21 protein-coding genes are annotated in these 22,264 nt (G+C 63.1%); 9 read left to right on the top strand and 12 right to left on the bottom strand.

Translation table 11 applies throughout. The features are described 5' to 3' along the window. Positions 1-16 precede the first annotated feature (16 nt). The 3 genes from NKH50_RS00345 to NKH50_RS00335 all read right to left on the bottom strand — a co-directional run bounded on the left by NKH50_RS00345 (position 17) and on the right by NKH50_RS00335 (position 1,948). On the bottom strand, positions 17-784 hold the full coding sequence (locus tag NKH50_RS00345; protein WP_352740809.1) for an N-acetylmuramoyl-L-alanine amidase: 768 nt from the start codon (positions 782-784) through the stop codon (positions 17-19). Beyond that, the gene (locus NKH50_RS00340) at positions 781-1,500 is read right to left on the bottom strand and encodes a TerB family tellurite resistance protein (RefSeq protein WP_352740811.1); all 720 of its coding nucleotides are present in this window, start codon (positions 1,498-1,500) and stop codon (positions 781-783) included. The genes NKH50_RS00345 and NKH50_RS00340 overlap by 4 nt, the downstream gene beginning before the upstream one ends. Before the next feature lie 247 nt (positions 1,501-1,747). Further along, complete coding sequence (locus NKH50_RS00335) at positions 1,748-1,948, bottom strand: hypothetical protein (RefSeq protein WP_352740812.1); 201 nt, start codon at positions 1,946-1,948, stop codon at positions 1,748-1,750. Between the two features lie 174 nt (positions 1,949-2,122). Here NKH50_RS00335 and NKH50_RS00330 point away from each other — a divergent pair, with 174 nt between their 5' ends. The 3 genes from NKH50_RS00330 to NKH50_RS00320 all read left to right on the top strand — a co-directional run bounded on the left by NKH50_RS00330 (position 2,123) and on the right by NKH50_RS00320 (position 7,990). Beyond that, positions 2,123-5,998 carry a hydantoinase B/oxoprolinase family protein gene (locus NKH50_RS00330; RefSeq protein ID WP_352876870.1) on the top strand — a complete coding sequence of 1,292 codons (3,876 nt, stop codon included), beginning with the start codon at positions 2,123-2,125 and terminating at the stop codon, positions 5,996-5,998. 82 nt (positions 5,999-6,080) lie between these two features. Beyond that, positions 6,081-7,328 (top strand): BtaA family protein, encoded by a 1,248-nt coding sequence (locus tag NKH50_RS00325; protein WP_352875904.1) that lies wholly within the window; start codon positions 6,081-6,083, stop codon positions 7,326-7,328. Continuing rightward, positions 7,325-7,990 (top strand): class I SAM-dependent methyltransferase, encoded by a 666-nt coding sequence (locus NKH50_RS00320; RefSeq protein ID WP_352875902.1) that lies wholly within the window; start codon positions 7,325-7,327, stop codon positions 7,988-7,990. Before NKH50_RS00325 ends, NKH50_RS00320 begins: the two co-directional genes overlap by 4 nt. 209 nt (positions 7,991-8,199) lie before the next feature. On the opposite strand, the gene NKH50_RS00315 is transcribed toward NKH50_RS00320, so the two are convergent. Then, the gene (locus NKH50_RS00315) at positions 8,200-9,579 is read right to left on the bottom strand and encodes a serine hydrolase domain-containing protein (protein WP_352875900.1); all 1,380 of its coding nucleotides are present in this window, start codon (positions 9,577-9,579) and stop codon (positions 8,200-8,202) included. A 406-nt stretch (positions 9,580-9,985) separates the two neighbouring features. Between NKH50_RS00315 and NKH50_RS00310 the strand changes: the two genes are divergently transcribed. Together NKH50_RS00310 and NKH50_RS00305 are read left to right on the top strand one after the other, a co-directional pair. After that, positions 9,986-10,777: a glycoside hydrolase family 25 protein gene (locus NKH50_RS00310; protein WP_352644738.1), complete on the top strand. Its 792-nt coding sequence runs from the start codon at positions 9,986-9,988 to the stop codon at positions 10,775-10,777. Between the two features lie 80 nt (positions 10,778-10,857). Continuing rightward, the gene (locus tag NKH50_RS00305) at positions 10,858-12,030 is read left to right on the top strand and encodes a lytic murein transglycosylase (protein WP_352875898.1); all 1,173 of its coding nucleotides are present in this window, start codon (positions 10,858-10,860) and stop codon (positions 12,028-12,030) included. A gap of 89 nt (positions 12,031-12,119) precedes the next feature. Here the strand turns inward: NKH50_RS00305 and NKH50_RS00300 are convergent, their stop codons facing one another. Continuing rightward, entirely contained in the window at positions 12,120-13,013 is an 894-nt protein-coding gene (locus NKH50_RS00300) for a LysR family transcriptional regulator (RefSeq protein ID WP_352875895.1), read from the bottom strand. A gap of 123 nt (positions 13,014-13,136) precedes the next feature. Between NKH50_RS00300 and NKH50_RS00295 the strand changes: the two genes are divergently transcribed. After that, positions 13,137-13,868, top strand: coding sequence for an SDR family oxidoreductase (locus NKH50_RS00295; RefSeq protein ID WP_352875893.1), 732 nt, complete (start codon positions 13,137-13,139; stop codon positions 13,866-13,868). An 80-nt stretch (positions 13,869-13,948) separates the two neighbouring features. Here NKH50_RS00295 and NKH50_RS00290 read toward each other — a convergent pair whose 3' ends face one another. Then, complete coding sequence (locus NKH50_RS00290; RefSeq protein ID WP_352505580.1) at positions 13,949-15,169, bottom strand: alanine racemase; 1,221 nt, start codon at positions 15,167-15,169, stop codon at positions 13,949-13,951. A gap of 225 nt (positions 15,170-15,394) precedes the next feature. Here NKH50_RS00290 and NKH50_RS00285 point away from each other — a divergent pair, with 225 nt between their 5' ends. Further along, on the top strand, positions 15,395-16,312 hold the full coding sequence (locus NKH50_RS00285) for a DMT family transporter (protein WP_352505579.1): 918 nt from the start codon (positions 15,395-15,397) through the stop codon (positions 16,310-16,312). 461 nt (positions 16,313-16,773) lie between these two features. On the opposite strand, the gene metF is transcribed toward NKH50_RS00285, so the two are convergent. Both metF and NKH50_RS00275 read right to left on the bottom strand, forming a co-directional pair. Continuing rightward, positions 16,774-17,691 (bottom strand): methylenetetrahydrofolate reductase [NAD(P)H], encoded by a 918-nt coding sequence (gene metF, locus NKH50_RS00280; RefSeq protein ID WP_254819012.1) that lies wholly within the window; start codon positions 17,689-17,691, stop codon positions 16,774-16,776. Further along, entirely contained in the window at positions 17,691-18,713 is a 1,023-nt protein-coding gene (locus NKH50_RS00275; RefSeq protein WP_352875890.1) for an ArsR/SmtB family transcription factor, read from the bottom strand. The genes metF and NKH50_RS00275 overlap by 1 nt, the downstream gene beginning before the upstream one ends. Before the next feature lie 139 nt (positions 18,714-18,852). Between NKH50_RS00275 and tsaA the strand changes: the two genes are divergently transcribed. Together tsaA and NKH50_RS00265 are read left to right on the top strand one after the other, a co-directional pair. Continuing rightward, positions 18,853-19,377, top strand: coding sequence for a tRNA (N6-threonylcarbamoyladenosine(37)-N6)-methyltransferase TrmO (gene tsaA / locus NKH50_RS00270; protein ID WP_352875888.1), 525 nt, complete (start codon positions 18,853-18,855; stop codon positions 19,375-19,377). Continuing rightward, a complete protein-coding gene (locus NKH50_RS00265; protein ID WP_254819015.1) occupies positions 19,374-19,685 on the top strand; it encodes a DUF2293 domain-containing protein in 312 nt (103 codons plus the stop codon). The genes tsaA and NKH50_RS00265 overlap by 4 nt, the downstream gene beginning before the upstream one ends. Before the next feature lie 56 nt (positions 19,686-19,741). On the opposite strand, the gene NKH50_RS00260 is transcribed toward NKH50_RS00265, so the two are convergent. The 4 genes from NKH50_RS00260 to NKH50_RS00245 form a co-directional block, all read right to left on the bottom strand. Further along, complete coding sequence (locus NKH50_RS00260; RefSeq protein ID WP_352875886.1) at positions 19,742-19,918, bottom strand: hypothetical protein; 177 nt, start codon at positions 19,916-19,918, stop codon at positions 19,742-19,744. Further along, positions 19,919-20,536: an MOSC domain-containing protein gene (locus NKH50_RS00255; protein WP_352875884.1), complete on the bottom strand. Its 618-nt coding sequence runs from the start codon at positions 20,534-20,536 to the stop codon at positions 19,919-19,921. A gap of 140 nt (positions 20,537-20,676) precedes the next feature. Continuing rightward, positions 20,677-21,747, bottom strand: a complete 1,071-nt coding sequence (locus NKH50_RS00250) for a beta-ketoacyl-ACP synthase III (protein ID WP_502906833.1) — start codon at positions 21,745-21,747, stop codon at positions 20,677-20,679. 172 nt (positions 21,748-21,919) lie between these two features. Then, the gene (locus tag NKH50_RS00245; RefSeq protein WP_352875880.1) at positions 21,920-22,255 is read right to left on the bottom strand and encodes a hypothetical protein; all 336 of its coding nucleotides are present in this window, start codon (positions 22,253-22,255) and stop codon (positions 21,920-21,922) included. Positions 22,256-22,264 lie beyond the last annotated feature (9 nt).

Genomic DNA, 22,264 nt, shown 5'->3' with positions numbered 1-22,264 from the left:
TTAATCTGGCAAAAGGTTATTTGAGAGAGGCTATCCTTACGGAAGCGAGCAGCCTTTCCAGCGTGCGGATCGTCGATCCGTCAGCCACGCCGTCGACCAAGCGCTGCCGGAAATGCCGTTGAAATGCCTCGACCACGATTTCGGTCTGCCGGTCGAAAGCGCCGGTGATCTCGACGCCATAACCATAAAGCGCCAGCATCGACTGCAGTGCCTCAACATCGGCGCCGGTATCGCCTGGCCTCAGCACGGCGCCGCGCCGGATCGGTGCTGCCGGCACAACATGGCCGATGCCGGCGGCAAACAAGGCCTTCCATGGAAACTTCTCGCCCGGATCGACCTTGCGCCCCGGTGCCACGTCGGAGTGGGCGAGCACCCGCTGCGCCGGAACGGAATGGCGCTTGACGATGCCGGCACACAGGCCGATCACCGCGTCGATCTGCGGTTTTGGAAAGTTGCGATAGCCGAGCGTATGTCCCGGATTGACGATCTCGATGCCGATCGAGCAGGAGTTGATGTCGCTCTGTCCGAACCACGAGCTCTTGCCGGCATGCCAGGCGCGGTCGCTTTCCCTTACCATCTGAACAATGCGGCCGTCCTCATGGACCAGATAGTGCGACGACACCTCGCTTGCCGGATCGCACAACCATGCCTCGGCAGCGGCCCCGGTTGCCATGCCGGTGTAGTGCAGCACGATCATATCGGGTCCGGGCGTCCCGCGCCGCGGCCCGAAATTCGGCGATACCCTGACCTCGGCGCTCGGCTCGTCGGGCGGAAAGCCGCTCATGCGTGCCGCAGGCCTCGCTCGATCATTTCATAGGCCGCGTTGATCGCCGCCAGCCTGGTCGTCGCGATCTTGATGAATTCCTGCGGCAGGCCGCGTGCGATCAGCCGGTCCGGATGATTGTCGGAAACCAGCTTGCGGTAGCGCCTGCGGACCTCCTCGAACGGCTTCCCACGCTCGATGCCGAGCACAACATAGGGGTCGGCGGCACCCAGATCGACATGCCGCGCCAGGATGCTCTGGTAATGCGCCTCATCGATGCGGAAGATCTCGGCGATCCGGTGCAGGAATTGGCCCTCGCGCTCATGCACCAGCCCGTCGGCCTTGGCAATGTGGAACAGCCCGTCGAGTATATCCTCGAGCATCAGGCAGTTGGTATGGCCCGAACCGCAAAGCTGCGCCATCCGCTCGGCATAGGTCTCGAAACCGGCAATGTCGCGTTTGGCCAAATCGTAGAGCCGCGCCACATTGCGCCTCTGTTCCTTCGGCACCTCGAATATTTCCTGGAAGGCGCGCACCTCGTCTTGCGTGACGATGCCGTCTGCCTTGGCCATCTTGGCCGAAAGCGCGATCATCGCCACCGAGAAGGCGACACGCCGGCGCAAATCGGCATCGCCGGAGAAAACCGTACGCACGGCTTCGACCACTTCGGCGACGCCTGACGACGCTGAAGATGAAACGCGTGTGACGAAGTCGCCGAGGCGGTCCCAAATCGACATGGGGGCTTCATAGGACCAACCACCCATCGCTATCAAGCCAAGACAGTGCCGCAGGGGCTGGCCCAATCGATTTGGTGGAATGCCTAAGGCGGCTGGCGCTAGTGCTTGCCCATGGAAATCGGCAGACGGAAACCGCTGCACGCAAACCCGCGTCGTCGCACTCGGCCACAATGCGCGGGTATCGTAGGCAGCAGAAAGGCCGGCGTGTGAGGCCGGCCTTTCTTGGTTGTCACGTTGACTACTGCGACTACTGCGCCGGGGCAGCCGGCGCAGGCGCCGGAGCCGGCTCGGCAGGCTTGTTGGCGTCAGGAGTAGCCGGCTTCATCGTCTGGTCGGATGCCGGCGGGTTGGTGCTCTGCGTCGTGGTGTTGTCGGTGCCGCTATCGCTGCAGGCCGCAACGCCAAGCAAGGCAAGCGCCGAGACCGACGCAAGAATGAGTTTCTTCATGATATATCTCTCCTCTAATCACGCCACCGTTACCGGCGACGATCGAGGGCACAATGCATCAGCGCATGATGAGTTTCGTAACGTTGCGTTTCCGCGTGTAACATCAAGCGCTTGGCCGTACAAAGCGTTGAGCACTAACAGGATGCCTAAATGAAAATGCCCGGAGGCGCTGCCATGACCGCAAAATGGGATTTCTGGATCGACCGCGGCGGTACCTTCACCGATGTCATCGGCCGTGACCCGCAAGGCGGGCTGCATCCAAGGAAACTCCTTTCGGAAAATCCCGAAGCCTATGCCGATGCAGCCATCCAGGGCATTCGCGAACTGCTCGGCGTCCAGCCCGGCGCCCCGATCCCCTCCGCGCTGATCGGCGATGTCAAGATGGGCACCACGGTCGCCACCAATGCGCTTCTCGAGCGCAAGGGCGACCGCGTGCTGCTGCTCATCACCAAAGGCTTCCGCGATGCGCTGAGGATCGCCTATCAGGCCAGGCCCGATATCTTTGCCAAGCAGATCATCCTTCCCGAACAGCTCTATGAGCGTGTCGTCGAAATCGACGAACGGGTTCGCGCCGACGGCAGTATCGAGCGCCTGCTCGACATTGCTTCCGTACGCCCGGCTATTGAGCAAGCCAAGGCGGACGGCATCGATGCGGTCGCGATCGTCTTCATGCATGCCTGGAAACACCCCGAGCACGAAAAGGCCGTCGCCAAAGTCTGTCGAAAGCTCGGATTCTCCCAGGTCTCGGTCAGCCACGAGGTCTCGCCGCTGATCAAGCTGGTCGGCCGCGGCGACACCACGGTGGTCGACGCCTACCTGTCGCCCATTCTGTCAAGATATGTGCAGAAGGTGGCGAAGGAGCTCGGCGTCCTCTCCCCCCTCGAGGGGGAGATGGCCGCGCAGCGGCCAGAGGGGGTCATCTCAGAAGGCACCGCCAGAACGTTGAGCACTGCCGCAACGACCCCACCCGGCGGCTTCGCCGCCACCCTCCCCTCGGGGGGGAGGGAAAGCCCTCGCCTCATGTTCATGATGTCGTCGGGCGGCCTCACCGCCGCCGACATGTTCCAAGGCAAGGACGCGCTGTTATCCGGCCCGGCCGGCGGCGTCGTCGGCATGGTCGAGACGGCAAAACTCGCCGGTTTCGGCAAGGTCATCGGCTTCGACATGGGCGGCACCTCCACCGATGTCGCCCACTATGATGGCGACTACGAGCGCGCCTTCGACACCGAGGTCGCCGGCGTGCGCATCCGCGCGCCGATGATGCGCATCCACACCGTCGCCGCCGGCGGCGGCTCGATCCTGCATTACGAGGCCGGCCGCTTTCGCGCCGGGCCGGATTCGGCCGGCGCCAACCCCGGCCCGGCCGCCTACCGGCGCGGCGGTCCGCTGGCCGTCACCGACGCCAACGTCATGCTGGGCAAACTGCAGCCCGAGTTCTTCCCGGCTATTTTTGGACCGGGGCAGGACGAACCGCTCGACGTGCAGACGGTTCGCGAAAAATTCACCGCGCTTGCCGCCGAGATCGGCGACGGCCGCTCGCCGGAAGCCGTCGCCGAGGGGTTCGTCACCGTCGCGGTCGAAAACATGGCCAACGCCATCAAGAAGATTTCCGTGCAGCGCGGCTACGATGTCACCGAATACCTCCTGAACTGTTTCGGCGGCGCCGGCGGCCAGCACGCTTGCCTGGTTGCCGATGCGCTGGGCATGGAGGCGGTGCTGATCCATCCGTTCTCCGGCCTGCTATCGGCATACGGCATCGGCCTGTCCTCTGTATTTGCGTCACGCCAGCAGGCGCTGCTGAAGCCGCTGGTGGAGGACTCCGGGGCGGCGATCGATGAACTCATCGCAACGCTGCGCAAAGCCGTCATCGACGAACTCGCCGCACAAGGCATCGCCGAAGACGCGGTCGCCTCGAAGCCGGTGCTGCAGGTCCGCTATGACGGCACCGATACCGCGCTGCCTGTGAACTTTGGTCACGGCTCGATCGCGCAAGCCAAGACGGACTTCGAATCGGCGCACAAGGCGCAGTTCGGCTTTGTCTACGACGACAAGCCGATGATCGTCGAATCGATCGGCGTCGAAGGTACCGATACCGGCGGCACCGGCCGCGATGAAAGCGATTCAGTTGTTGCAGATATGGCCGCAAGTCCTTCCGGGAACCGGAAAATCTTTGTCGACGGCGTCTGGCGCGACGCTGGCATCTTCCCTCGCGAAACGCTGAAGCCTGGTAACAAGATCGCCGGCCCTGCTTTGATCATCGAGCCGAACCAGACCATTGTCGTCGAGCCGGGCTGGCAGGCCGAGATCACCGCCAAGGACCACGTATTGATGCGGCGCGTCGAGAAGAAGCGCCGGCACGCCGCACTCGGCACCGAAGCCGATCCAGTGATGCTGGAGGTCTTCAACAACCTGTTCATGTCGATCGCCGAACAGATGGGCGTAACGCTGCAAAACACTGCCTATTCCGTCAACATCAAGGAGCGGCTTGATTTCTCCTGCGCCGTCTTCGACCGGAACGGCGCGCTGGTCGCCAATGCACCGCACATGCCGGTGCATCTCGGTTCCATGGATCGCTCGGTGGAGACCATCATCCGGCTCAATTCCGGCGACATTCACCCCGGCGACGTCTTTGCGCTGAACGCGCCTTACAATGGCGGCACGCATCTGCCTGATATCACCGTGGTGACGCCTGTTTTTTCCCTCCCCCTTGAGGGGAGGATGGCCGCGGAGCGGCCCGGTGGGGTCATCTCAGGAGGCACCACAAGAGTGTCGAGCACTGCCGCGGCGACCTCCTCCGCCGCCTTCGGCGGCACCTCCCCCTCAAAGGGGGAGGAACCCCTCATCCTCTTCTACGTCGCCTCGCGTGGCCACCACGCCGACATCGGGGGCACCGCGCCCGGGTCGATGACGCCGCTTGCCACCACCGTCGACGAGGAAGGCGTGCTGTTTGACAATTTCCGCATCGTCGATCGCGGCCGGTTCCGCGAGAAGGACCTGGAGACGCTGCTCACCGACCACCCCTACCCGGCGCGCAATCCGCACCAGAACATCGCCGACCTCAAGGCGCAGATCGCCGCGAACGAAAAGGGCGTCGCCGAGCTGCGCAAGATGGTCGCGCATTTCGGCCTCGATGTGGTCGAAGCCTACATGGGCCATGTTCAGGACAATGCCGCCGAAAGCGTGCGCCGCGTGCTGGAGCGGCTGCCCGACAGTTCCGAATACGAATATCCGACCGACACCGGGCAAAAGATCACAGTGAAGATCACTATCGACCGGCGGAAGCGCGAAGCCACCGTCGACTTCACCGGCACGTCGCCGGTCATGAAGAACAATTTCAATGCGCCAGAGCCGGTCGCCCGAGCCGCGGTGCTTTATGCCTTCCGCGTCATGGTCGAAGACAACATCCCGATGAATGCCGGATGTCTGCGGCCGATCAACATCATCATTCCCGACGGCTCGATGCTTAGGCCCACCTATCCCGCGGCAGTCGTGGCCGGTAATGTCGAGACCTCGCAACATGTCACCAACGCGCTGTTCGGCGCCATGAAGGCGATGGCCAATGCGCAAGGCACGATGAACAATCTCACCTTCGGCAACAAGCAGTACCAGTATTACGAGACGATCTGCTCGGGCTCGCCGGCCGGCCGGATGAACGACGGCCGCGGCTTTGCCGGCACCTCCGGCGTCCACACCCATATGACCAATTCGCGCCTGACCGATCCGGAAGTGCTGGAATTGCGTTTCCCGGTATTGCTCGAGGATTTCCATATCCGCGAAGGCTCCGGCGGCAAAGGCAAATGGAATGCCGGCGACGGCACCAAGCGCATCATCCGCTTCCTCGAAAAGATGGAATGCGCGATCCTGTCCTCGCATCGCAGCCACCCGCCGCGGGGGCTGGACGGCGGCGGTGATGGCGAGACCGGTTCGACCAAGGTCCGCCGCAAGACCGGCGCGATCGAGACGCTGAAAGCCTGCGATCAAACAGTGCTCGACGCCGGCGAGGCAGTCATTGTGACGACACCCACCGCAGGCGGATTTGGCGAGGCCTGAACTCGCTTCAACAGGTTGTCACCGGCCTGTCATCCACCTGCGTTACCCGCTTGCGGCAAAGCAAACGGGGAATCGCGTTGCCATGACGGACATTTCTGGGGAACTGGTTTTTCGCCGCGGCAAGGAGGTCGGCAAGGCCGTCTACCAGAACCGCCCGCTGTCGAAAGCCGGCATCTCCGAGCGCTTGTTCGCCTTCCTGTTCTCCGGCCTTGTCTACCCGCAGATCTGGGAAGACCCCGAAATCGACATGGACGCGATGCAACTCGGCAAGGGCCACCGCATCGTCACCATTGCCTCCGGTGGCTGTAACATCCTCGCCTATCTTACCCGGTCGCCAGAAAGGATCGATGCCGTCGACCTCAACGCCGCGCATATTGCGCTGAACCGCATGAAGCTCGCAGCGGTGCGTCACCTGCCGTCGCAGGGCGACCTGTTCCGTTTCTTCGGCGCGGCTGGGACCGGGCACAATTCGCAGGCCTACGATCGCTTCATCGCCCCGCATCTCGACCCGGTCAGCCGCCATTATTGGGAGCGCCGCAACTGGCGCGGTCGTCGCCGCATCGCTGTCTTCGACCGCAATTTCTACCAGACCGGCCTGCTTGGCCTGTTCATCGCCATGGGCCACCGCACCGCAAAATTCTTCGGCGTCGACCCGGCCGGCATCATGGACGCCGAGAGCATCGCCGATCAGCGCCGCTTCTTCGACGAAGAGCTGGCGCCGGTCTTCGAAAAACCGCTGCTGAAATGGGCGACCTCGCGAAAAGCCTCGCTGTTCGGCCTCGGCATTCCGCCGGCCCAGTACGATTCGCTGATCACCTCGGGTGACGGCACCATGGCCAGCGTGCTGAAGGCACGACTGGAAAAGCTCGCCTGTGATTTTCCGCTGAAGACCAATTATTTCGCCTGGCAGGCTTTCGCCCGCCGCTACCCTAATCCGGGCGAGGCCGCCCTGCCCGCCTACCTCGAAAAGCGCAACTATAAGACGATCCGCAACAATGTCGATCGCGTTGCCGTCCACCATGCCAATCTGATCGAGTTCCTTGCCGGCAAGGATGCCGGCTCGGTCGACCGCTTCGTGCTGCTCGATGCACAGGACTGGATGACCGACGGCCAGCTCAACGGGTTGTGGGCCGAGATCACCCGAACCGCCTCCACAGGCGCCCGCGTCATCTTCCGCACCGCAGCGGAACCCAGCCTGCTGCCTGGCCGCGTCTCGAATTCGCTGCTCGACCAGTGGCGCTACGAGAACGACGCCTCGCGCGAGTTTTCGGCCTGCGATCGCTCGGCCATCTATGGCGGCTTCCATCTCTATGTGAAGCGGTCCGCATGAGCACGACCGAATTGCCGGCCAGCCATGCCGAACTGATGGACGGTGTCTACCGCTGGCAGCGTCATATCTACGACCTGACCCGCAAATATTATCTGCTCGGCCGCGACCGGCTTATCGCCGGACTGGATGTGCCGGCCGGCAGCACGGTGCTCGAGCTTGGCTGCGGCACCGGCCGCAACATTGTCCTCGCTGCCCGCCGCTATCCCGGCGCGCGCTTCTTCGGCCTCGATATTTCGGCCGAGATGCTGGAGACGGCCACCGCCGCTCTCGCGCGCGAAGGCCTCTCCGGCCGCGTCACCCTGGCGCGCGGCGACGCCACTGATTTCGACGCAAAGGCGCTGTTCGGCGTCAAAAGTTTCGACCGCGTCTTTGTCTCGTATTCGCTGTCGATGATCCCCGGCTGGGAGAAGACGGTGTCTGCGGCACTTGCTGCCCTATCCCCGGGCGGCTCGCTGCACGTCGTCGATTTTGGCCAGCAGGAAGCCTTGCCCAGCTGGTTCCGCATGCTGTTGCGTGGCTGGCTGAAAAAATTCCACGTCGAGCCGCGTGAATCGTTGCGCGCGGTTCTGGATTCGGAATCTGCAAGAACCGGCGCAAGCTTCCGTTTCCAAACACTTTGTCGCGGCTATGCGTGGCTCGCCGTGATCGGCCCAGTTCGATAGCCAGGATGTGTTGAGATTCAGGTCAGGCCAAGTCGAAAACGGGGGTTCCGAGAACCGGAGCGGAGCGTCCTTTTGGCTACGTCAGCACCGGCCTACGCCGGCCGTAGCCTTAACTGCCACGACCGCTCCATAAGTGCTTTGGCCGGCGAAGGCCGCAAGCGCAGGAAACCGCCGTTTGCAGGCCGGCATCACCTTAATATCGATACCGCCTAATGCAGCGCCTTGACCAGCGCCGCCACCATCGCCTGCGGCCGGTAGCCGAGCCTGGCCGGCGTCAGGCCGAGCCGCACCACAACCAGCTGCTCCGAGGGGACGATGGCGACCGTTTGCCCGTCATGCCCCTCCATCCAATAGGTGTCCTTGGGCAGGCCGGCGGCAATGCCGGCGCCGGGGTTTTCTTCGTCGCCCGGTCCTTCGATCCATAATTGCCCCTTGCCGTAGACCTTCGAGGCAGTTGCAGGTTCCCGCATCCAGTCGACGAAGCCGGCGGGCAGTATCTCTTTGCCGTTCCAGACGCCGCCCTGCAGCAGGAACTGGCCGAAGCGCGCCCAATCGCGTGCGGTGGCATAGAGATAGGACGAGCCGACGAAGGTGCCGTGCTCGTCGGCTTCAAGCACCGCGCTGTGCATACCGAGCGGATCGAACAGCGCGGCCCTCGGCCAGGCCAGCGCCTCGTCCTTGTCGCCGATCGCGTCCTGCCATAATCGGGACAGCATCACCGCCGTGCCGCTCGAATAGGAAAACACCCTGCCGACCTCGCCGGTCAGCGGCTTGGATCCGGCAAAGCCTGCCATGTCCGGTTCGAGATAGAGCATACGCGTCACATCGGCGACGTCGCCATAATCCTCGTTGAATTCCAGCCCGCTCGACATCGCCATCATGTCGGCGAGGCTGATCATGGCGCGGCCATCTCCCTTCCAGGGACCGAACAGGCCCTGGTTGGTCATCGCCAGCTTGCCGCCCTTCACCAGCGTGCCGACGATCGCCGCATTCACCGTCTTGGTCATCGACCAGCCCAATAGTGGCGTCTTTTCGGAAAAGCCGTCGCCATAGCGCTCAGCGACGATGCGGCCGCTCTTGACCACCACCACCGCCCGCATCCCGGCGCCGGTCATTGCTGGATCGTCGAGGGCCTTCACAACCTCGGGATCCTGCGAGGCACCGACATCGTCGCCTTCCGGCCACATCGCATCGGGCAGCGGCGCCGGCGTCGGTGGAGCGCCGGCGATAGCCTTGGCGGCGGCAATATCCCCGTCGGGAACCGAGGCGCAGCCGAGCCCCTCGCGAGCGACCGCGACACTTTTTCCGAGCGCGCCGAACAGGCCCGCCGAAACCGTTCCCTTCTCCTTGTCCACCGACACTCTCATCAGCTTCAGCAGCGGATGACCCGGCGCCTGCACATCGACGGCGAGCACGTCGTTGGCGTCGCGCCCGGCGATGAAGACGTTCGAGCAGACGATCTTGGCCGCATAGCCGGAACCGACGCGGATCAGTTCCGGCGGCGCGAAATACAGCCAGCCGGCGAGTATCGCGGCGGCCAGCACAGCCAGGCCGAGCAGCCATTTGACGAACTTCAAAAGGATCTGCATTTTGAGTTCCCCCGGCGCGCTCGATCTATGTCATCGATTTGCCGCCATTGTTTCGGCAAAATCGCGGCTCTTGTCGAGCGCCGTCAACCGAATATCAACCATGATCGGCGATCACAGGTGCATGTCGCCCAAAAGCGCGCAGCGGTTTTGGGACCACGACATGCACAGACAAAAGAGCCAAGCGCGTCGAAGCGACGCGCTTGGACAGACCGGGCGATCCTGTGGGGTGACCGTCCGGCGGGGCTTGAATGCATGCGTCCCAAAACTGCGCAACGGTTTGGGAAATGCATGAAACGAAGATCCAGGCGCGTCGCGTAAGTCGGTTTCAGACACGCTGCGCCCGGTCGAGGGGCCACCCGCGGAAAGACCCATCAGCGGCCGGCTGAAACCGGCTCGGGAAGTAGCGATGCGCCGTTTCGCGGTCCTCATCACGCTGATGCTGCTTGGTGCCTGCTCGACGGTCGAGGATCTGACGCCATCGTCGTCCAGTGCCGCGACGGTTGTGGTACGCGCGCCGCGTTTTGCCGATTCCGACCCGCATGAATGGGACAGCGGCGCACCGTGGAGCTATGCCGTCCACGGCACCGACGTCTCCAAATACCAGACCTCGATCGACTGGCCGGCGGCCAGGGCCAGCGGCATCTCTTTCGCTTTCATCAAGGCAACCGAAGGCGGAGACCGGTTCGATGAAGCTTTCAACGAGCATTGGAGCCGCACCAAGGCCTCGGGCATCCCCCGCGCCGCCTATCACTTCTTCTACTTTTGCACGCCGGCCGCGACCCAGGCGCGCTGGTTCATCCAGAACGTGCCCAAAGACAGCTCGGCGATGCCGCCAGTTCTCGACATGGAATGGAACCCGAAATCGCCGACGTGCAAGCTGCGGCCCGATCCCGCCACGGTACGCAGCGAGATGAGCACGTTCCTCGAAATCGTCGAAAAACACTACGGCAAGAAGCCGATCATCTACACGTCGGTCGACTTCTTCGAAGATAATGGTTTGTCGGGTTTCCGCAGCTACCCCTATTGGCTGCGCTCCGTCGCCGGGCATCCGCGCCAGAAATACGGCAGCCATCCCTTCACCTTCTGGCAGTATACCGGAACGGGCGTCGTGCCGGGCATGGCCGGAAACGCCGACATCAACGTCTTCAACGGCTCCGAAGCCGCGTGGAAGAAGTGGTTGCGGCAGAACACCCGTTGACACCGGGCCTGCCGCCTGCTTTTCGACACAGCCAATAACGAATGCCTGCAACCGCTGGTAATCTTTTCGGAAGGATGGCGATGCGATTGCGCTTTGGACTTCTCGCGGCGCTGCTCCTGAGCGCCGTGCCGGCCGCGGCACAGCAATGCGGCGGCGATTTCGAGGCATGGAAGCAGGGCGTGGCGGCGGAGGCCAGGGCAGCCGGCGTCGGCGCTGCCGGCCTTGACGCGCTGGAAAACGCCACCCTCGATGAGAAGGCGTTGGCACGCGACCGCGCCCAGGGCGTCTTCACCCAGACCTTCATCGAATTCTCGAACCGCATGATCTCGTCGCATCGGCTGAAGCAGGGTGCGGCCAATCTGCAAAAATATGCCGAGGTCTTTGCCCGCGCGGATCGCGAATACGGCGTCCAGGCGCCGGTCATTGCCGCCTTCTGGGCCCTGGAAACCGATTTTGGCGCCGTGCAAGGCGCTTTTCACACACTGAATGCGCTGGTGAGCCTCTCGTATGACTGCCGCCGCCCGCAGTTGTTCCGGCCGCAGATCGTGCCGCTGCTGATCTTGATCGATCGCGGTGTGGTGCCGGCCGACGTGACCGGTGCCTGGGCCGGCGAGATCGGCCAGACGCAGATGTTGCCTTCCGACTATCTCGGCCACGGCGTCGACGGCGACGGGGATGGCCTGGTCGACCTGCGCGGCAGCGCGCCGGACGTGATCATGAGCACGGCCAGCAAGATCCGGTCGCGCGGCTGGAAGCGCGACCAGCCCTGGATCGAGGAAGTCCGTGTGCCCGACAACTTGCCGTGGGAGCAGACGGGACGCACCAACAAGCTGCCGTTGACGCAATGGAGCCAGTGGGGCGTTACCAGGCCAGACGGCACGCCGCTTCTCGACAACGGCCTGAAGGCCGGCCTGGCGCTGCCCATGGGTCGCAAGGGGCCAGCCTTCCTGACCTACGACAATTTCGACGTCTATCTCGAGTGGAACCAGTCCTTTACCTATGCCCTGACCGCGGCAAATCTTGCCGCCCGGCTGGGGGGCGCTCCGCGATTCGATCCGCGCAACCCCGACCCGGGCCTCGACGGCGACCAGATGAAGGCGCTACAGACCAAGCTCGAGGCGAGAGGCTATGACGTCGGCACCGTCGACGGCATCCTCGGCACCAACACCCGCGAAGCGATCCGCAAGGAGCAGATGCGGCTGGGCTTGCCGGTCGACGGCTGGCCGACGCCGGAGCTGCTGGCCAGGCTGTGAGGGTGGTGATTGGTAAAAAGAATGGCGCCGGAGCCGCATTGAGCACCAGAGCTACCACTATTCACCATTCACTATTCACTATTCACTATTCACCGCCTCGCCAGCAGGAAATCGATAAACACTCGTAGCGGCGCGGGAACCTGCCGGGAACTCGCGTGATATAGATAAAAGCCCGGAAATCTCGGCGACCAGGCTTCGAGAAAGCGGATGAGCTTTCCCGCTTCGATCCACGGCCGGACCTGATATTCCAGCATGTACGCCACCCCGACCCCATCCAGAACCGCCCCCATCATCAGGTCCGTATCGTTTACCGTCAGGCCGCCGCTGACGGCCACTTCCAAGGCACGCTGGCCTCGGGCGAACTCCCAGCGGTAGAGATTGCCGCCGCTCGGCCACTGGAAATTGATGCACTGGTGCTGATGCAGGTCCGCGGGATGGCGGGGTATCGGGCGATGCTCCAGATAGCTCGGCGCCGCCACTGCGGCCATCTCGAGTTCCTCGCTGAGCTTCACCGCCACCATGTCCTTGTGCAGCCGCTCACCCAGTCTGATTCCGGCATCGAAGCGACCTTCGACGATGTCGGTGAGCATGTCGTCAACGATGATGGTGAGGGCGATATCGGGATAGGCGCGGCGGAAGTCGCCGAGGATCGGCGCGATGAAACGCGTGGCGGCGATGCGCGGAACATTGATGCGCAGCGAGCCTGCCGGCCGGCCGCGTGATGCATGCGCGTCGGCGACGGCCCCTTCCAGTTCGCTGAACGCCGGCGCGATGCGGGCAAACAGCTTCTCACCCTCAGCGGTCGGCGCCATGCTGCGCGTGGTACGGTTGAGCAGGCGGACACCGAGACGCTCTTCCAGCCCGCGTATCGTCTGGCTGAGTGCTGGAGGCGAAATTCTGAGCTTGGCCGCGGCGCGGACAAAGCTGCCCTCTTCGATGATTGTTGCAAATGCCGTGAGTTCGGAAAACTCGGTTCCGCGCATTATGTACCCCAGGCTTAATAAGTCAGTTAGATAATAGGCTATTCTCTGAGCAATAGCATGCCCCTAGCTATCGCTGGAACGCCGCTCGATCGGGGCGGCCGTATCCAGACGGAAGGAACAGCCATGCATCGTCCACTCGAAGGCAAAACCGCACTTGTGACCGGCAGTTCGCGCGGCATCGGACGCGCCATCGCGGAGGGGCTCGCAACCAAGGGTGCTGCCGTGGTCGTCAACTATGTCGGCAACGAGAAAGCCGCCAGGGAAGTCGTTGCCGCCATTGAAGGGAATGGCGGAAAAGCCGTCGCCATCCAGGCGGACGTCTCCAGCATCCCCGACATTCGCAGGCTGTTCGACGAAACCGAAATGCAGATGGGGCCGATTGACATCGTCGTCGCCAATGTTGGCGTCGCCGTCATAAAGCCGCTCGTCGAGGCTACCGAAGCGGACTTCGACCATGTGTTCGGCACCAATGCCAAAGGCACCTTCTTCACGCTTCAGGAGGCCGCGCGCCGCGTTCGCGACGGTGGCCGCATCATTGCCGTCTCCACCGGTGGAACCAAGATGTTTTTCACGCAGACGGCGCTCTATCTCGGCAGCAAGGGAGCCGTCGAGCAGTTCGTCCGCGTCCTCTCGCGCGAACTCGGCCCGCGCGCCGTTACCGTGAATGCGCTGTCGCCAGGCTTCACCGACACCGACCTGCTTCCGGAGCGGGACCGGGCCGTGGCCGCAGGCATGTCGCCCTTCGGCCGGATCGGAGCACCGCGCGACGTCGCCGATGTCGCGGTTTTCCTGGCTTCGGACGAAGCTCGCTGGCTGACCGGCGAGAACATCCAGGCCGGCGGCGGAGTAGCCTGACTACGGGGAGGTGAATATGAATGGTGGTGACGATTCACCGAAGCGGACGGAACGCAAGAACTGCTTCCATTCACCATCAACTAATCGGCCATCGTCTCCAGGCTGGCAAACCCCTGCGGTGCATCGCCTTCGTCGAATGGCGTCGCCACCTCGACGAAAGTATCGGGATAGAAGCCGTTGAACCGTGTCCGGAGTGACAGCGAATAGGCGCCGATATGGCCGATCTCGATCCAGTCACCGGTATCGACGGTTTCGGGCAGCCAGAACGGCCGCGACAGTATATCCACGGAATCGCAGGTCGCGCCACAGACCTTGAACGGCACGATGGTCCTGTCCTCGCCATTGCGCGAGCGGATCGCCGGATCGGGGATGAAGCGTGCCGGCAGCGTGATCTTGCCGGTCCATGAATCCGACAGCGACGCCCAGATGCCGTCATTGATGTAGAGCCTTTTGCCCTTGCGCAGCAGCACGCGCACGATCAGCGACAGGCAGCGCGCCACGATCACGCGGCCGGGCTCGGCCACCAGCTGCATCTGGTCGAATTGATACTCCTGGAGGTCGCCCGACAGCCGCGACATGATCTGGCCGAGCGACGGCATTTCCGGCTTGCGGCTGTTCGGATCATGACCGTATTCGGCGGGAAAGCCGCCGCCGACATCGAGCCCGGCAATGTCGAAGCCGACGCGGTTGCGCACCCAGTCGGCGGAGGCCAGCGCCCGCTCGTAGGTGTCGGGATCCTCGATCTGGCTGCCGACGTGAAAGCACAGCCCGACCTTGTAGCCGGTTCGGTTCAGCCGTTCGGCCAGTTCGACCGCATTGGCCGGTCCGGCGCCGAACTTCTTCGACAGTTCGTAGGCCGCCGAGCCTTTCGTCTGGATGCGCACGAACACGGTGATGGCGCCCGGATCGATGTCGAGAGCCCGCACCACCCTGGTCAGCTTGGTGATCTCGTCCTCATGGTCGAGCGAAATGACGCGAATGGCGTATTTTTCCAGCGCCAGCCTGATGTCCGACTGCGCCTTCACCGGGTGCATGTAGAGCATCTCGGCGTCCGGCGAGACGGCGCGCACGGCGGCGAATTCGCCGGGCGAGGCCACATCAAAGGCGCTGACGCCGGCCTCGACCAGCGCGTTGAGCACGATCTGCTCGCCATTGGTCTTGACCGCATAGGCGGTCTTGCCGGGAAACATGCCCATGAACTGTTTGGCGTCCGCCTTCAGCACCTGCGGGCGGAAGCAATAGATCGGATCGTCCGGGCGAAGCGCCAGCGCTGCCTCGCGGGCATTTTCGAATCGCTGCATGGACGAATCCCTTGACTGAGGCTGCGCACAATTAATCCAAGCTAGCGGCTAATGAAAACAATTCTATGTCTCGCCGCCCTGGCTTCGCGGCGCTACGCCGTTCTGTGCGCCGGTTATGAGCGAGCTAGGCCATCACTCAGGTTTCGGGTGGCCCTTGCCGCCGGACCGGTAGAGCGTGAACAGATGCCTGAAGAGAGCAAGGCATCTCGTCTGGGAGGACGACCAATGGCGATAGCTGCCACCACCACGATGCGCGGGCCGATGGTGCTCAAGGACTGGGCCCAGCTTCTGCTGCTCGGCGCCATCTGGGGCGGTTCGTTCTTCTTTGCCCGCATTGCGGTGTCGGAACTCCCTCCGCTGGTGCTGGTGCTGTTTCGCGTCGCCATCGCGGCGACCGCGTTGCAGCTCTACCTTGCGGTTCGCGGTCCGTCCTTTCGCCTCGCCTTGCCGCATGCCGGACTGTTTTTCCTGCTGGCGCTCGCCAACAATGTCATCCCTTTCTCGCTGATCTTTGCCGGCCAGACCGAGCTCGGCGCCGGTGTCGCCTCGGTGCTTAATTCGACCACGCCGTTCTGGACGCTGATCCTCGCCAACGCCCTGACCAGCGACGAAAAACTGTCGTGGAACAAGCTTGCCGGCATCGCCCTCGGTATCGCGGGGACGGCGGTGATGATCGGTCCTGGCCTTGTCGCCGGGCTCGGCGGGCCGGTCTGGGCGAAATTCGCGCTCATCGGTGCCTCGGTCTCCTATGCGGTTGCGCTGATGATCGCCCGCCGCTTCAAGGGTGTGCCGTCACCGGTCATTGCCGCCGGACAATTGACCTGCTCGACCATCATCATGATCCCGGTCGTTCTGTTCACCTATGACGCTGCCACTCTGTTTTCGGCCTCGCCGCCGGTATGGGCGGCGGTGCTGGCGCTGGCGCTGCTGTCGACCGCCTTCGCCTACATCCTCTATTTCAACCTCGTCGCCTCGGCCGGCGCCACCAACGCCTCGCTGGTCACGCTCATCGTGCCGGCCAGTGCCATCCTGCTCGGCTTGCTGTTCCTGGGCGAGCGGCTCGAACTGTTCGAATTGGCGGGCATGGCGCTGATTGCGCTCGGCCTCGTCACCATCGACGGTCGCTTGTTCGGGCGGCGTTAGAGCATGTTCCCCGACTCTCAGCTCGAAATCGATTCCGATTTCCGCCGCGGTAGCGCTGCCATTCTCGTTGCTGCCCCGGCTTCGCCACAAATTATTCACAGGTCCAACGCCGGCTTTTGACCAAGAGTTTCAATGCCTAACGGCAAACGGCAGGTCGCAAATTCCACAATCTCGTCGCATTGCAGCAAAGTTTCTGCTTGCCTGTGGCACAAATGACCCTAGACTCTCGCCATAGCTCTTAAGAGGAGGCTATGACATGGGACTGACGAGGCCGATCAACGCATTGATGATTTGTGCTGCGTTTGCATTCATCGGCGCCCTCATTATGGGCGTCCTTCCATAAGGCCGCTGAGCGGGGGAAGACCAGCACCGAATATTACAAACCATTGAAAAGGCCGGGCATTTTGCCCGGCCTTTTGCATTCCCCCGATCTTTGACATTTCAAAAAGGAGCTTGCCGTCTTACGCCGCGGCGGATCCCGCCGCCTCGACTTCGTGCGACCTGATGCCGATCATGTGGCAGATGGCGAAGACCAGATCGGCCCGGTTCATCGTGTAGAAGTGGAAATCGCCGACGCCGCGCTCGACAAGGTCCAGCACCTGCTCGGCGGCCACGGCAGACGCCACCAGCGCATGCGTTTGCGGATCGTTCTGCAGCCCATCGAAACGCTCGGCCAGCCATGCCGGCACCAAGGCGCCGCACCGCGCCGAGAAGTTGGCGACCTGGGTGAAATTGTGCACCGGCAATATGCCCGGCACGATCGGTATGTAGATGCCGGCCCGCCGTGCCCGCTCGACATAGCGCTCATAGAGATCGTTGTCGAAGAAGAACTGGGTGATCGCCCGCGTCGCCCCGTTGTCGGCCTTGCGCTTCAGCATGTCGAAATCGGTGGCGAAATCCGGACTCTCCGGATGTTTTTCCGGATAGGCCGAGACCGATATGTCGAAATCGCCGGCGCCCTTCAGCGCATCGACCAGTTCGGCGCCATTGGCATAGCCTTCCGGATGCGGCCGGTAAGCCGCGCCGACGCCCTCGGCCGGATCGCCGCGCAGGGCGACGAAACGCTTGACGCCCATATCGGCGAACTCCCGGATCACCGCATCGACCTCGTGGCGCGCCGCGTCGACACAGGTCATGTGCGCCGCCGGCGTCAGCGACGTTTCGTTGAGGATGCGCTTGACGGTGCGGGCCGTGCGCTCGCGGGTCGAACCACCGGCGCCATAGGTGACCGAGACGAATTTCGGCTTGAGCGGCTCCAGCCGGGTGACCGTGTCCCACAGCCTTGCTTCCATCTCATCGTTTTTCGGCGGAAAGAACTCGAACGACACCCTGACCTTGTCGCCGATGTCGGGGCGGCGGGAGAAGCGGAACTGGTTCATCAGGCGGTTTCCCCTATCGGATACGCATTGGCCGGTTGTCTGTCGTTGGAAGGCTCGGCAATCAGCATGCGCCGATCGCGGCCGAGCCAGAGTTTGACGGTGAGCTTGGCCTCGTTGCCACCGCGCGGTTCGAATTCCTGGCTGTCCTCGAGGTCGAGGCCGGCCTCGGAAAACCAGTCGGCGATTTGCCGGTCGGAAAAGCCGAGGCGCATATGCGCGTGCTCCTCGCGCAAGAACTCCAGCGTGTGCGGCGCGAAATCGACGATCACCAGCCGGCCGGCCGGGCGCAACAGACGCGCCGCCTCCCGGATGGCGCGGGCAGGATCGTCGAGATAGTGCAGCACCTGATGGATGGTAACGAGATCGAAGGCGTCGCGTTCGACCGGCGGCGCGAAAATGTCGCCCTGCCGCACCTGCGCATTCGAAATGCCGGCCTTGTCGAGATTGGCGCGCGCCACCGTCAGCATTTCGCGCGACATGTCGATGCCGATACCGCGCCGATAGAGCGGCGAAAAGATCTCGAGCAGCCGTCCGGTGCCGGTGCCGAGATCGAGCATCGAGTGGAACGGCCGCTTGCCGACGAGCTTGATGAGGGCTGCTTCGACGGCGCGGTCCGGCACATGCAGCGAGCGGATATGGTCCCAGCTTGCGGCGTTGACCGAGAAATATTCGGCAGCCCGGTCCTGCCGCTTGCGCTTGACCGCGGCCAGCCGTTCGAGATCACGCTCGACCTGCGGATCGGCGCCGCGGATGCCGGAGACCAGCCTGAGCACAAAATCGCGCGACGTGTCGGAATCCGAAAGCCGGAAGAAAGCCCACGAGCCCTCCTGGTAGCGGCCGATCAGCCCTGCCTCCAGCAGCAATTTCAAATGGCGCGAGACGCGCGGCTGCGACTGGCCGAGGATTTCGGTGAGATCTGAAACGGTCAGATCGCCGCGCGACAGCAGCGCCAATATACGCAGCCGGCTGGATTCGGCAGCCGCCTTCAATGTATCTACCATCGTGTCGAGAGCGACATGCATGCGAGCATTCTCTTTGAAAAGATATAAACATATGTTTATGTCGATTTTGATAGGGTTGCAAGCGCTATGTCGCTTCCGGACAAGAAAATGACGCATGCGCAGCGGATCGCGCAAAGCCGGATGCATCGAGGCGAGGCCCATGTTCGAAACGCGCAGCGGCGAAAAGCTCCTGGAAACCGACCCGGCAACGATGCCGCCGGATGGCCATGTCGTCTTCATCGGCCGCATCGCTTCGCCCTGGACCACGCGGGAGACTTGCCCCAAAAACATGAAGGCCGCGCGGGAGACGGGACAGCCGGCGCACTTGGTCATCGACCCGCTTTATCGTGAGGGCCTGCTTGGGCTGGAACGCGCCAGCCACGTGATCGTCCTGTCCTGGCTGCACCATGCGCCGCGGCAACTGATTATCCAGAAACCCCGCCATGCCATGGAGCCGAAAGGCGTCTTTTCGCTGCGCTCCCCTGCCCGGCCGAACCCAATTGGGCTGCATGTCGCCAGGCTGGTTGCCGTCGATATCGATACCGGCCGCATCGATCTCGATGCCATCGACGTGCTCGACGGCACGCCGGTCATCGACATCAAGCCCTACTTCGCCTCGACCGATGCCTTCGCCGCGGCGACCATGGCCGGGCGGGACCAGTTGTCCAGATCGGACGGGCAGTGAGCGCCCCGACCGGCCGCCGCCGCGCCATCGCCAAGGCGCTGACAGCGCTCCTGCCACTGGCGCCCTATGCCGACATGGAAAAGATCCGTGCCGATGCCGGCGCCGTGCACATGAAGACCTTGCCACCGAGCATTGCCGTGTGGCTGGCGACGATAGCGCATATTCGCCACGCCCATACCGACTACGAAAAGCTGCTGGCCGAAGGCTATGACCGCGATTCCGCGCGCTTCTTCGTCATCGAGCAAACCAACATCGTGCTAACCCGCTGGCGTGCCACCCGTCTGCTCGATGACGAGGACGAGGAATAGAGCGATGGCAGACACACGCGTCGAGTTCTATGGCGCCCCCCTCTGTCCCGCCGACGTCAGGCCGGCAACATCGGAACTTTCAAAGCCAGAAACAAAAAAACCGCCTCGGAGGGCGGATCATTGGAGCCAATTAGCACCATACCGAAATCAGTAGCATAGCTGCCGGCACAAAGCAAGAACAAAATACGCAGCGCGCGGCTTTGACTGGCTTTGCCGCCTTGCCTGGCAAACAATCAGGCCCGGTAAATCCACTGCTCCGGCACACGCACCGAAATCTCCTCGCCGGCAGTGATCGTGCCGGGTTTCTCGACCCAGGCGACGAGCCCGCGCAACCGCTTCGCCGCTTTCGGGAACAGCAGCGCGCCGGCCTCGACATCGGCCATCCCGGCATGCTCGGCGACCGACCTGCCCGCGATCCGGCAAGGCCCGTTCTGCGCGTCGACCTTGACGGTTGCGCCGCCTTTGAAGAACAGCAGCGTGCCGGATGGCAACATCGAGAGGTGCGGCAGGCCTTCGATCACGAGATTGGCGCCGATCCATTCCGGCTTGATCTCGGCGACGCCCATCCGTTCGGCGACAATTGCCAGTTCGTCCGCTGCCATGATCGACAATTGCCGTTCGTTGCGCATCTCGGTGCCGCGCGGATACCAGGGCTCGCGCCCGCCAGAGCGCCGCGTCGTGCCGGCGTGGAAATCGCCATCGATGCCATCGAAGCCGAGCTGCAACATGTCCACTGCCCGTGTCTCGAAATGATCGAACGGTGCGAGGTAAAGCGCTGCCACCCTGGCGGCGAGTTTTCGCGCGGGCACGATCTCGACCGGAGTTTCGGCTTCGGGAAAAAGATCCAGCATGGGTTCGTGCCTCGCGTGATACGCGCAATTAGCCGCGGTCAGCTCATCAGGTCCAGTCGAAAGCGCTGATGCTCCGATCAAGCGGACTGATGCGATTTGCCAAGCGCGCTCCGATGCCGGTGCCGTCCGCGCCGAAATAGTCAGAGCATGCGTAACAGCGCACCGCCGATCGAGTAGCCGGCGCCGAACGCGCAGAGCAGGCCGTAGTCGCCGGCCTTCATATCGGCATGGTTCTCCGACAGGGCGATGATGGCGCCGGCGGCGGCGGTGTTGCCGAGGCGCTCCAGCACCATCGGCGCCCGGTCATGGTCGACCTCATGACCGAAGGATAGTTTCAGGATCATGGCGTTCATCCGCGCATTGGCCTGATGCAGCCAGAAACGCCGGATCGCTTGCGGCGTCAGCCCGTGCTCGGCCAGGAACTCGACGATGAATTTGTGGCCGGCAACGGTGACTTCCTTGAACACCTTGTTGCCGATCTGCTTGATCAGATTGCCTTCCAGATCGATCATGTACGGATCGTCCTGGGTGGCGCGGGTATAATAACCGAGATTGGTGCGGATGCTGTTCGACATCTGCGTCCAGGTACGCGTATCCAGCACCTCGAATCGGCCCGGCCGCTTCTCGCCCTGGGCGAGCCCTTCGACGACCATCGACACGGAAGCGTCGCCAAAGATGAAATGCGTCTGCCGGTCGCGAAAATTGAGATGGCCGGTGATGATCTCCGGCGTCGACACCAGCACGCGTTTGTGCGCCCCTGCCCGCACCAGGTTGACGGCGATGTGCAACGCGGCCGCCGCCGACGAGCAGCCAAGCCCCATGTCGAAACCGGCGCCCTTCGTCCCCAGTGCCTGCTGCATCTCGATGGCGATCGCCGGATAGGGCCGCTGATGATGCGAGGCCGAGCAGATCACCAGGTCGATATCCCCAGGTTTCAGCCCGGCATGATCCAGCGCCTTGCTGGCCGAGGCGATGCCGAACTCGGCCTCCAGCGACAGCGCATCGTCGGTCCGCGCCGGGAAGCGCGGCGCCATGCGGGTCGGGTCGAGGATGCCTTCCCGTTCGAGGACATGGCGGGTCTGGACGCCCGAGGCATGGACGATGAAAGCACTGTCCGATTTCTGCAGCAGCGGCTCGCCCGACACCTCGCGGCGGACGTTCTCCATGTCCACCCAGCTGTTGAAGCTTGCGACAAGCTCCTCATTGGTGATCGAAGCTTCGGGGATCTCAACGCCGATGCCGCTGATGATGACGCGATGCATTTCCAGTTCGTCCCATGCGCAGGCGTTGCGGCTTCATGTCGGCGCCGCAAAAAGCTCGGCGCAACCTCTTTTGCACCTAGCCAGTTTATGCCGGCTTAAATCAAGTCCCTGGAAAGGGTCTTTACCAGGCGCAGAGCTTGGTATTGGTCTGCGGGTTGTTCCAGCAGGCGCCGTCATCGCGGCTGCGCACGAATTGCCCGGGCAGCGGCACGTTGCGGCGGCCGAGATTGACATAGCCGTAGGCAAAACCCGGCCCGTCGATCTCCAGGACGTAAGTCGGATAGCCCGGCGCCGAGATGCGAAAGCTGCCGTCATCGTCCAGCGCCCGATAGCTGCAGGAGAAATACCTATCGTCGCTGGTGAAGCAGCGCGCTCGCTTGGCCTCCGCCGATAGAGACAAGGCAAGCACAGCGGCCGCACAAATGCTGCCGCCGAAAACGAGCTTTTTCAGTGTCATCATCCACCC

This window comes from Mesorhizobium sp. M1027, from assembly GCF_040318745.1.
GTDB lineage: Bacteria > Pseudomonadota > Alphaproteobacteria > Rhizobiales > Rhizobiaceae > Mesorhizobium.
This window is presented reverse-complemented; position numbering and strand designations above follow the sequence as displayed.